Origin of the sequence: Streptomyces acidiscabies, assembly GCF_020010905.1 — a bacterium.
Taxonomy (GTDB): Bacteria; Actinomycetota; Actinomycetes; order Streptomycetales; family Streptomycetaceae; genus Streptomyces; species Streptomyces acidiscabies.
The window spans coordinates 4,154,206-4,165,748 of the sequence record NZ_JAGJBY010000002.1 but is presented as its reverse complement, the minus strand read 5'-3'; the positions used below and the strand labels follow the sequence as shown (position 1 = coordinate 4,165,748).

The window sequence follows — 11,543 nt, the reverse complement described above, 5'->3', positions numbered from 1 at the left end:
GCGACGCTCCGTCACCGACGGTCCGGTGCCAAGTGATCGCCAATCGCCGGAAAAGAAGCGTGGGTTGTACTCGGTCCGTGACGCCGGGCCCGGCTCTCGCACACAGCCCAGTTCTCAGGAATACGGCACCTGCCAAGAAGGAGCACCCCACATGAACCGCTTGTCGACGCGCCGATTCACCCTGACCGCGACCGCCGTCACCGCCCTCGCGGCGTCGCTGGCGCTGGCCGGCTCTGCCGTCGCCGTCGCCCCGGCGTCCGCGACCGCCTCGTACGACTGTGACGCGGCGGGCAGCGGCGCCATCACCCTCACCGCGGCCGACTCCGGTGGCGTCAAGACCGTGAAGCTCGACTCGGCGGCCATCGTCGCGCAGTTCCCGTACGCGGCGAACTCCGTGACGACGACGCTGAAGCTGAAGAAGGCGTCCGGGGGTGAGGTGCAGTTCTCCGGCGCCGTGCACCCGGCGGCGACCACGGGCGCGCCGCTGTCCTTCGGCCCCCTCCCGCTGTCCTCGGGCGCCCTGGCCACGGGCGACGTCACCGACTCGACGGTCCTCTCGGGCACGCCGAGCGCCTCCAACTGGTCGCTCAAGTTCGTGGTGACCAACGCGGGTGGGACGTTCACGTCGTACTGCACGGCTACGAGCGCGCAGTCGAGCGCGTTCACCTGGTAGTCCGCTGATTCGCCGAGTCCCCCCGGGGGGACTCGGCGTGTCTGTACTAGGCGCCGCGCTGCCGCAGCACCCTGGGTTCTGGTGCCCTGTCGCCTCCCAGCCGACGCCGGCACTGTGTCTCGTCCTCGCGCGCGGTGAGGGTGTCGGGGTGGTCGGGGCCCAGGAGGTGTTCGCGGGTCGTGGCGATCTCGCGGTAGTGGGTGAGCGCGTCCTGCCAGCGGCCCAGCCAGCCCAGCGCGACGGCGACCTCGCGACGGCTGACCAAGGTGTCCTCGTGATCCTCGCCCAGGACGCGGGCGCGGATCGCGTGTACGTCGCGGGACTCGGCCAGCGCCTCCTCCCAGCGGCCGAGGCGGCCCAGGTTGACGCCGAGGCCGTGGCGGGCGCGGAGGGTCTCGGGGTGGGCGGGGCCGTGGACGCGGGTCCGGTCCTGCGTCAACTCCCGGTACAGGGCGAGGGCTTCCGCGCTGCGGCCGAGCCTGCCGAGGCCGATGCCGGTCTCGTGGCGGGCGGCGAGGGTGTCGGGGTGATCGGGTCCGAGGACCCGTGCGCGGGCCTCGGCGACCTCCCGGTACGCGGCCAGCGCTTCGGGCCAGCGCGCCAACTGGCCGAGCGTGTACGCCACTTCGTACCGGGTGACCAGCGTGTCCGGGTGTTCCTCGCCCAACACCCGTGCCCTGTCCGCCGCGACCTCTCGGGCCATCCGGTACGACTCCGTCAGCCGGCCCAACTTGCCCAGGTTGAAGGCGAGGTTGTGGCGGCAGCGCAGGGTGTCGGGGTGATCGGCGCCCATCGCGCGCGTGCGGGCGGCGAGGACGGTCGTGTACATCTGGTGCGCCTCCAGATGCCGGCCCAACTGCCCCAGCACGTACGCCGTTTCCTGGCGCGCGGCGAGAGTGTCGGAATGATCGTCACCGAGGCACCTCGCACGGGCCGCCGCGACCTGCTGATACTCCCGCAACGCGTCCTGCGCGCGCCCGGTACGACTGAGAGCGAACGCGCCCTCATACCGACTAGCGAGGGTGTCAGGATGATCCGCCCCCAACACCTGCGCCCGCTCGGCAGCAACGGCCCGATGCACTTCCCCGGCCTCCACCCAACGCCCCAGCCCACCCAGCCCGAGCCCCGCGTTGTGCCGCCGCGCGAGGGCCGTCAACTTCTCGGGGGACGGGGGTTGTCGGGGGCTCGGGTTCGGTACGACGCCCAGGGCGGGGCGGGGGGTCCAGTTGCCGGACAGGGCTGGTTGCGGGGGTGGAGGGGTGCGGGGTCCGGTGGCTTTGGGACCGTGGGTCATGCCTCGGGTCCAGAGGGGGAGGCGGGGGTCGGTGGGGGGTGGGGTGGTGCCGAACGCCGTTACCGGGGGCGAGGGTTGGTGAGGGCTCACAGCAGGGCGGGCGGCATTCTCGGCGCGGGGCGGCTCGCTGGAGTGGGGCGGCTCGTTGGAACGAGCCAAGTCACCGGCGCGGGGCAACTCAGCAGGGCGGGACGGCTCACCAGCGCGGCACCACGCCTCGGGTTGGAGCAAATCGCCGACTTGGCTGCGCGGGTCGGGCCGGGACGCCTCCCCGCCTTCCCCGTACGGCTCCACCCCATCAGCTTCCGTGCACGGGCCGGGCCAGAGCTCCTCCGCCTCTCCCCCATCGCCACGCCGCCCGCCCCGACCCGGTTCGCCCTCCCTCTCACCCCACCGCACCCCAACACCCCCACCAACAAACCCCGGTTGCGCCGTCACCACCGTAGGCACATACCCCGGCGCCCTCCCGAAAGCGATCCGGCGGACTATCTCGCTCGCGTCTCCCGGGCGGCCCGCCGGTTCCTTCGCCAGGAGGTCGAGGATGATGCGGTCCAGGTGGTCGGGGAGTTCGGGGCGGTGGGCGCTGGGGCGGCGGGGTGGGGTGTCGCGGTGGGCGATCAGGACGGCCCAGGGGTCGTCCATGGCGAACGGCGGGGCGCCGGTGGCGAGTTCGTACAGGACGCAGCCCAGCGAGTACAGGTCGCTGCGGAGGTCGACCTCGCTGCCGCCGATCTGTTCCGGCGACATGTAGTGCGGCGTGCCCATGGCGACGCCGACGCCGGTCAGGCGGGAGGTGACGGCGATGTCGTGGCCGAGCCGCGCGATGCCGAAGTCGCAGATCTTGGCGGTGCCGTCGGCGAGGCGGACCACGTTCGCGGGTTTCAGGTCACGGTGGACGATGCCCTGGCGGTGCGTGTAGGAGAGCGCGGCGGCGAGTTGGTCGGCGATGTCGACGACGTCCGGAACGGGCAGCGGACGATGACCCGTTGCCGTAAGGATCTGGCACAGGTTGAGCCCGTCGAGGAACTCCATCACCAGGTAGAGCACCCCGTCCGACTCCCCGAAGTCATGGACGACGGTGACCCCCCGATGCTGCAACCCGGCAGCGACCCGAGCCTCCCGACGGAACCGCTCCCGCAGAATCCGCATGAACCCCGCATCATGCTGCGGCCCGGGCGGTTTCAGACACTTCACGGCGACCTGTCGCCCGAGCGACTCGTCCATCGCCCGCCACACCTCGCCCATCCCGCCCCGCCCGATGAGCTCCAGCAGCCGGTACCGGCCCTGGATCAGCCTCGACTCCGCCATCTCGCTCCGCCGCCCCCGTCGTTGCCTTTCCGGCGAGTTCCAGTATGACGATTTATCGCCCCACTCGGTACGGCGCGGACCCCACATCCTCGCGCTCCCCCGCACCACCCTCAGGACGGATCACCCCGCTCGCGGCTCCCCCAGCACAAGTCCCGAGTCCCGGCGCCAGGCTTCGCCTTCCGGCTTCCAGGCGACCCGGTTGCCGAGTTCGACCCAGACACCGAACTCGCCGGGGGACGGCAGGCTGTGCTGATCCATCTGGACGCTGTTCAGACAGAGCCGCAGCCCGCAGTTCTTCGTGTCGGACAGACCCCGCCAGTCGCAGCCCCAGTCCGCGACCAGACTCAACGGCCCGAGCACCTCGACCATCCGGTCCAGTTCCTCTTCCGTGCAGTCATGATGGGACTCGGTCTCCGGCGTACCGAAGGGCAAGGTCGTGCCGAGGAAGACCGTCACGCCTTCGGGCAGCGGCCAGAGGTCACCGAGCTCCGGAGTGAGACGCAGGTCCGCCACGAGCCATGACCTCGGCTGATCCGCCGCGAACGTGACGGCATCGCGCCGCACCAGTTCGTCCAGGAAGGGAAAGACGGCCACGGGATCGCGGTCCGCGACCATGCGGGCGGTGTCGAAGGTACGGAGAGCGTACGCGTACTGCTCCGCCGTACTGATCGGTTCCAGTTCGGGCCACCAGAGGCCGAACCCGTCGGCGAGGTCGCGCATGATCGCCCGCGCCCGCGCCAACGCGCTCCCGGCATCGGGAAAGGGGGCGAGTACGGGCCAGAGTGTGGAGGCCAAGTGGAGTTCCTTTCGAAGGACGGTACGAAGGCCAGTACGAAGGGCCGGCCCCTCGCCGGATCACCCGTGCTGGGGTTCGCCCAGCGTGAGTCCCGAGTCCCGGAGCCAGGCTTCGCCTTCGGGCCTGCGGGCGAGCGGGCCACCGAGGGAGATCCAGACGCCGAACTCTCCCGGTGACGGCTCGGCAGCCCCATCCGACCAGACACTGTTCAGGCAGAGTTTCACCCCGCACCCCTTGAACTCGGACAGTCCGCGCCAGCCGCAGTTCCAGGAAGCGGTCAGCATGAGCGGCCCGAGCACGGCGACCATCCGGTCGAGCTCCTCCTCGGTGCAGTCGTCCTCCGGCTCGCTGCCGGGACCACCGAAGGGCGGGGTCCGGTTCAGGCTGAGGGTCATGCTCTCGGGCAGGGGCCAGAGGTCGGCGAGGTCGGGGCCGAGCCGCAGGTCCGCCAGGAACAGCCAGGAGTACGGCTGTTCCTCGTCGAACGTGATGGCGTCACGGCGTCGCAGTTCGTCGAGAAGCGGCCCGGCTTCGGGTTCCCGGTCCCCGATGATGCGGCCGGTCCCGAAGGATCGGAGCGCATGCGCGTACTGCTCGGCCGTGGCCACCGGCTCCAGTTGGGGCCAGGGGATGCTCTTCCAGGAGGCCAGATCGCGCATGATCCCTCGCGCCCGTGCCAGCGCGCTCGTCGCGTCGGGAAGAGATTCGCGCACTCGGTAGAGCGGCAAGGAACGTGCCTTTCGGTCGGGGGCGGGGCGGCATCGGGCGGTCAGTAGGAGTACCCGTTCGGCGAATAGTAGGTGTGCCCCTCGACATGCCCCAGGTCGGCGTAGTCGCCGAGGTCGTCGAAGGTGCCCCGGCTCTCGCCGCTCTCGCTGTAGACCCGGAGCCGGAACCCTCGGACGCTGTCGAGGCTGCCGTTGTTCTTGATGCGCAGATTCCGGTAACTGCGGACCCACCCTCTGACTTCCGAGGCATCGACCATGTCCGGAACCTGGATGAACACCTGATTGACGTCCGAGCCGAAATTGTCCTGGCGCCAGCGCAACTGCTTGACAGCCTCTTTGAGCGCGCGGTTGAAGGTTGTGAAGTTGTTCTTCATGATCGTCTTGATCTCGCCGTAGCCGACGATGTTGCCCTGCTGGTCGAGATATTCGATGTCCGGGTTCTCCACTTGCTCGCCCTCAGGGGCACTCAGCTGGTGTTCGTCGGGCATCCGCCGGGCCCGGGTGCCCTCGGGGGCACCGTCCAGGGAGCGGTAGGCGTTGTCCAGGGACAGCGGCGCGTCGCGCCCTTCCTTCTCGCCGTGCTCGTCGGCCAGCTTCTGCGCGTCCGCGTCCCGGCTCGAATCCTCCGAGGACGAGCCGTCGGACCCGCCCCCGTCCTCACCCCCTCCCCCGCCGTCCCCGTTCTGCACGGCGTACGCGATGTTCGGCGCGGCGACCGCCGACGCCACCGTCGCGCTCCCGGACACGGCCAGCATGGACCCCGCCGCGATCAGCGCCTCCCCGGGACCGAGCGCCCCGATGCCGGTCGCCATGAGCGCCCCGCCCAGCCCGTCCGACGCGGCGCCGATCAGCAGTTCCCCGACACCCAGCGCGGCCATGGGACCGTTCGTCCGGTCGATGACCTGCTGCGCGGTGTCCGCGAAACTGGAGACCGCGTTGGAGATCGAACTGAACCAGCTCTGCCCGGTGGGGTCGCTGCCGGTGACCGGGTTGTTCGCGGCGTAGTCGTAGCCCGTGAGCTGCGAGGGATCCGTGGTCTCCAACTGCGGGTCACGGCTGATGAAACGCCCGGTCTGGGAGTCGTACTCGCGCAGCCCCAGGTTGACGAGGCTGGTGGCGGCGTCGGTGGTGCCGCCGACGTAGCCCTTGCCGCCGGTCCAGGTCGTGGGAGCCGTACCGCGCGTGCCGCCGAAGGGGAGGTACTCGCGGCGGGTCACCGCCTGAGTCTGGTAGTCGACCGACAGGTAGTCCGTGCCCTGGCGGTTCGGAATCAGGTACTGGATGTTCCCGCTGCTGGAGCGCGCGGCGACGGTCGTACCGGCGATGGAGTAGTAGCGAGTGCCGGTGACGGCCTTGGTGGAGAGGTTCTCCACCAACTCCTCGTCGCCGAGGTAGAGCGTCGCCTGCGTCGGATCGGTGCGCAGGACGAGGCCGCCGTCGAGGCCGTAGAGGTAACTCGTCGTGCCGCCGGACGTCGTGTCCGTGTCCAGGCGGTTCTGGTGGTTCCAGACGAGGGTCTGGTCGCCGAGGGCACCGCCCTGGACGGTGGTGGTGTTGCCGGAGGCGTCGTAGTGGTAGGTCGCCGTGTTCGCGGTGGCGTCGGGGCCGGTGGCGGTGGTGCTGCCGAGGGTGTGCGGCTGGTCGGTCGCGGAACCGGGCGCCGGGTAGTGGTAGGTCGTGGTGGTGTCGGTGGTGCCGTGGTCGGTCTGGGTGTCGCGCTGGCCGTCGGCGGTGTAGGTCCAGCTCTGCCAGTAGGGGTCGGGGCCCCCGACGGTCGAACTGCCGGCGCTCGCCGCGCAGTTGTCGGTGGCGGTCCAGGCCGCGGTGAGGCGGGCGGCCCAGTCGTAGCCGTAGCACTGGGTGCCGGACTGGCTGCCGGTGGTGGAGGTGAGGAGCCCGGCGCCCTTGGAGACGTCCGCGTTGCCCCAGGTGTACGCGGTGTCGTCGACGACCGTGGAGCTGCTGGAGTCGGTGGTCTTGGCGTCGGTGGGCTGCCCGGTCTGCGCGTCGTACTTGAGGGTGAGGTCGACCCAGCTGGTCGTCGGGCCCATGGAGTACTGGAGGGGCTCGCCGTACTCGTCGTAGCCGATGGCGGAGACGTACGTCCAGGCGGTCGTCCCTGTGCCGGCCAGGCTGGTCGGCTGCCCGAACTGGTCGTACCCGTAGCTCACGGTCTCCGCAGGGAGCCCGCCGCCCGCCGGGGACTGGCTGGTGGCCGGCGTGCCGGTGGTCTTGTACGTGTACGACTCGGTGTACCCGGCGCTGGGTGCGAGCGCCGCGAGGTTGCTCGGCAGGTTGGCCAGCGTGGTCTTCGAGGCGGCGACCTTGCCCAGGCTGGTGTAGCCGAGCACGGCGTTGGTGACCGAGGGGCTCCCCGTACCGAGCTGGTACGACGTGGAAGAGGTGGGGTACCCCTTCTTCAGCGTGTCGTACGTCCAGGACGCGGTCTGGTTCGCGGCGGACGCGGTGGCGTTGCCGGTCGTGTCGTAGACGCCGGTGCGGCGGCCGTCCTTGTCGTACGTGTACGTCGCCTGGTCGCCGCGCGCGTCGGTGGTCGTCAGGAGCTGGCCGGCGTTGTCGTAGCTCGCCGAGGAGCCGCCCGCGTCGGGGTCGGTGGCCGTGACCTGGTCGCCGAGCAGGTTGTAGGTCCAGGACCAGGAGTTGCCGGCCGGGTCGGTCTGGCCGGACTGGTGGCCGTCCGGGAAGTAGGTGTAGTGGGTGTCGGAGTAGTCGGAGGCGCTGTCGTGGACGGGGTCGGCGGCGGCGCCCGCGTGGTACTGGTACAGGTCGGTCTTGCGGCCCCGGGCGTCGGTGAGCGTGGACTCGGCGACGCCGCCCTTCGGCGGGATCGTCGTCGTGAAGTTCCCGCCGAAGACGGTGGTGGTGTTCCAGGTGGCGGTGCCGAGGGCGTACGCGGTGGCGACGGTCTTGCGGCCGGCGCCGTCGTAGGTGAAGCCGGTCTCCGAGGGGATGTCGCCGTCCTGGGCCTGCACGAGGGTCGCCGAGGGGGCGCCGCTCGCGTAGTAGGGGGCGGTGGTCTTGGCGACCCAGCCGTTCGTGTCGTAGACGGTGTCGGTGACGTCCCGGCCGCCGTCGACGGTCGCGATCTGCGTCTCGCGGGGGCGCAGGAGCGCGTCCATCAGGAGTTCGCTGCTGCGGTACGTGCCGTCGTCGTTGAGGGTCTGCGTGGTGACGGTGCTCGGCTTCCCGGCGGCGAGCACGTACGTGTACTTCGTCGTCGCGGCGGTGATGCCGGGCCGGAACACGGCGGTGCGGCGGCCCAGCGCGTCGTACTGCGCCTTGGTGACGTACCCGGCGGCCGTGGTCTGCGTCAGCATCAGGCCGCGCGAGGCGTCGTACGTCTGGCTGAGGGTCTGGCCCAGCGGGTCGGTGGAGACGATGGCCGTGGGGGCGGCGCCGGTGGTCGGGGTGTAGGCGGTCGTGGTGGTGCGCTGGTCGGCGTCGGTGCTGGTGAGGGGGCGGCCGTAGACGTCCGTGGTGAGGGCCGACATGGTCGAGTAGACCGGGGTGGCGCCGGTGTACGACGTGACCTGCTGGGTCGACGTCGGGTCACCGGCGGTGGGGGCGGCGCCCAGCGTGCTGGAGCCGTCGTAGAAGACCCGCTTGTCGCTGACCGCGTCGCCCGGGAGGGTCGGGGTGGTCGCGCACTTCACGGAGACCGTCTTGGTCTCGTCGACGAGGTCGTAGATCCAGGCGGACGTGTTGTCCGCGTAGGTCGCCGTGGTGCACAGGTCGTCGCTCGTGGTGGAGACGTCGCCCTTGTCGTCGGCCTTGGTGACGCGGCCGTGGGCGTCGTGGGTGTAGTCGGTCTCGGTCTCGCGGGTGGAGCCGGAGGCGAGGGGTGTGTAGACCTGCACCGAGTCCTGGCCGGTGAGGTACGCCTTCTGCGCGGGCAGCCCGCCGGACAGGGCGTGGGTGGCGGTGACGGCGCTGCTCCAGGGCGCGGTGATCGTGTCGTTGACGACCTTTCCGCTGTTCAGGCCGTTGTAGAGGATCGCCTCGTACGTCAGGCCCGCGTACTGGGGTGAGTCCGTGACCGCCGGGTCACCGCGGGAGTCGGTGACGGACGCCGCGCGGGTGCCGCTGGAGAGCGTGTCGCCGTCCATGCCGCGGAAGTACGTGTAGTCGGTCTCGGTCACCGGGTCGGGCGCGGTGCCGGTGATGGCCTTCATACCGCCGTAGCCGCGCCACTGGTCCCAGGTGCGCTGGGCGGCGGGGGTGAGCGGGTTGTCGTCGTGATGCCAGGCGGGGGTGCCTACGGGCGTGTAGCGGGTGACGATCGTGTCGTTGACGCCGCCGCCGGTCGGGTCCTGCTGGGTGACCGTGGTGACGACGTACTTGTTGAACCAGTCCAGCATCGGCGCGGTCTGGCCGGTGGGCGTCCAGTAACCCGGGTAGCACAGGCTGGTGTTGTGGCTCGCGTCGCTCGGGGTGCCGCCGCCGCAGGCCGGGGCCGAGTAGCCGACGCTGATGATGCCGCCGGACTCGGTGGTGATGGTGTTGAGGCGGTAGCGGGTGATGGGCGGGTAGCCGTCGGTCAGGTCCACCCGGTTCGACAACGGGGTGCCGGAGAAGGTGACTTGGGGCATGGCGAGCGACGCCGTGGAACCGCCGCCGGAGGTGTCCTGGCCGGTGCGGGTCACCGAGTTGAGCCACAGGGAGGGCGTGGTCGCGTCCCCGGTGGCGGGGAAGGAGTACGTGAACGCCCACGCGTCGACGTTCGTCTCGGTGGTGCCGACCAGCGCCTGCGTCTGGACGCCCGTCAGCTCGTTCTCGCTCCAGAACGTGGGCGAGTTGGAGGAGCAGGCCGCGCCGCTCGCGCAGTCGAGGTCGAACGGCACGTCGGGCCACTTCGACGCGGTCGAGCTGGTCAGCGTGGAGGTCGCGCAGCCCGTCGCGGAGGTGTCGCAGCGGCCGTTGTAGGTGAAAGTGACCTGCGCGGCGGGGCTGGTGGAGTACACCGAGCCGTCGCGCTGGCCGTACTGGATCCTCGCGAGGGCCGCGTCGCGGATGTACGGGGTGTCGGCGGTCTTGCCGAGGTTGCGCGCGTAGTGCGCGGTCGTCGGTGTGTAGAAGTAGGACATCACGTCGCCGTGGGTGTCCTTGACGTAGTCCAGCATCCAGCGGTAGCCCTGCTGGCACCAGGAGCTGGCCCAGGTCGCGTTGTAGCAGGGCTGGCCGGAGGCGGTGGCGTAGACGGGCTGCGTCAGCACCGAGTTCGTGGCCGCGTCGCCCGAGGCCCAGCCGGGGAGCTGGTTCAGGCCGAAGGTGTACTGGGTGCCGTTCGCGGTGGTGACCCGGAAGTACTCGCCGCTCTGGGCGCCGTTGGAGGCGCCGGTCAGCCGCTCGACGCGCTCGTCGGAGTCGCCCTGGGCGCGGTAGGCGCCGGTGGTGTCGTCCTTGACGAGGGTCGTGGCCGTGCCGTTGAGGGAAAGGGTGAGCTGGTTGTCGGAGGACCAGCAGTTGTCCCAAGTCCTGGTGGTTCCCGCCGGGTTGTCGTGGCAGGAGGCGTACGAGCGCTCGATGTAGTTGCTCGGCAGGGAGAAGCCGTCGCCGACGACCGACGCCTGGTTGTTCGTGGACGAGGTGAGGCCGTCCACGCTCTGCGAGTCGTAGCCCAGCGCGAGGTTGGGGGCGAGGCCTCCGGGTACGGCGGGGCCGGTGATCGGGTACGACCAGGTGAACGCGTCGGTACTGCCGCCGGCCTGCCAGGTGCTGGAGGACTTGAGGGAGGTGGCGGTGAAGTCGCCGCCGCCTCCGGTGGGGGCGGCGGTGGCGGCCATGACTACGTCGCTCTGGGCGGAGGTGCTTTGCGCAGAGGTGCTCTGCGCGGAGGTGGTCTGCGCGAGGGCGCTGTGTGCGGGGGCGCTCTGCGTGGAGGTGCTCTGTGCGAGGGCGAGCGGCGCCGAAATCGTCTGCGCCTTGGTGTCGTTGGTGGAGGCCACCGGGGTCTGGGTACGGCAGGCCGCGCGGCTCGGCGTCGTCAGGGCGCAGGCGGGGAGCTGGACGAGGCGGAGGCGCGAGCCCCAGTCGGCGCCGAACGCGGCGGTGAAGTCGCGGTAGTCCAGGGCGAGTTGAGACTTGGCCTTGGGGAGGCCGGTCAGCTGGAGGAGGACACCGTCGACTCCGGCGGACTGGGCGGCGCGCTGCGGGAGGACGCGTGCGGTGGTGTGCGTGAAGGAAGAAGGTGCGCCGGAAACAGAGGAGTTGCCTGAGGAAGCGGCCTTGCCGGACGCGGCCTTGCCGGACGAGGGCGTGAGCCAGATCGGCAGGCTGCCCGCCCTGAGCCGGGTTCCGGACGCCGCCGCCGTACGCCCCGCCGTCGAGCCCGCCGCACTGAACCCCGCCGCCCCGCTGGGCCAAGTCACCTTCGGCGACGGCGAGTTCGCGAGATGCCGTACGGGACCGTAGTGCGACCGCACGGCCGTCACCGGAACCGGCTTCACCTGGGCGTAGCCCGGCTGCGTACGGCTGTGGGACGGCTGCGCGGCGCCGGTGACGCCGACGATCACGGAGATCACCGCGGTCAGGGCGGTCAGCCCTCGTCTCAGGCGGCCGTCGGGTCTCGGGCCGCCCTGCGAACCTGTCGTCCTGGGCAAGGACTTGCTCCTTCACACGGCACTGTCGATCTTCACGACGCAACGGACCGTACGTGTCCGTCGATTTGCCGCGCATCGGTCAACAGGAACCTCTTCCCTGATTCTTGACATGACCACATACGTC

General features: G+C 70.6%; 5 protein-coding genes. 1 reads left to right on the top strand and 4 read right to left on the bottom strand.

The window, feature by feature from the left end; translation table 11 throughout:
• Positions 1-151 precede the first annotated feature (151 nt).
• Positions 152-673: a hypothetical protein gene (locus J8M50_RS44730; RefSeq protein ID WP_010352233.1), complete on the top strand. Its 522-nt coding sequence runs from the start codon at positions 152-154 to the stop codon at positions 671-673.
• Positions 674-719: 46 nt separating this feature from the next.
• Here the strand turns inward: J8M50_RS44730 and J8M50_RS44725 are convergent, their stop codons facing one another.
• The 4 genes from J8M50_RS44725 to J8M50_RS49535 all read right to left on the bottom strand — a co-directional run bounded on the left by J8M50_RS44725 (position 720) and on the right by J8M50_RS49535 (position 11,419).
• Positions 720-3,275, bottom strand: a complete 2,556-nt coding sequence (locus J8M50_RS44725) for a serine/threonine-protein kinase (protein ID WP_010352232.1) — start codon at positions 3,273-3,275, stop codon at positions 720-722.
• Positions 3,276-3,395: 120 nt separating this feature from the next.
• Complete coding sequence (locus J8M50_RS44720; RefSeq protein WP_010352231.1) at positions 3,396-4,070, bottom strand: hypothetical protein; 675 nt, start codon at positions 4,068-4,070, stop codon at positions 3,396-3,398.
• A gap of 60 nt (positions 4,071-4,130) precedes the next feature.
• Positions 4,131-4,730 carry a hypothetical protein gene (locus tag J8M50_RS44715; protein ID WP_010352230.1) on the bottom strand — a complete coding sequence of 200 codons (600 nt, stop codon included), beginning with the start codon at positions 4,728-4,730 and terminating at the stop codon, positions 4,131-4,133.
• 110 nt (positions 4,731-4,840) lie between these two features.
• Positions 4,841-11,419 (bottom strand): RHS repeat-associated core domain-containing protein, encoded by a 6,579-nt coding sequence (locus J8M50_RS49535; RefSeq protein ID WP_075660782.1) that lies wholly within the window; start codon positions 11,417-11,419, stop codon positions 4,841-4,843.
• Positions 11,420-11,543: the final 124 nt, after the last annotated feature.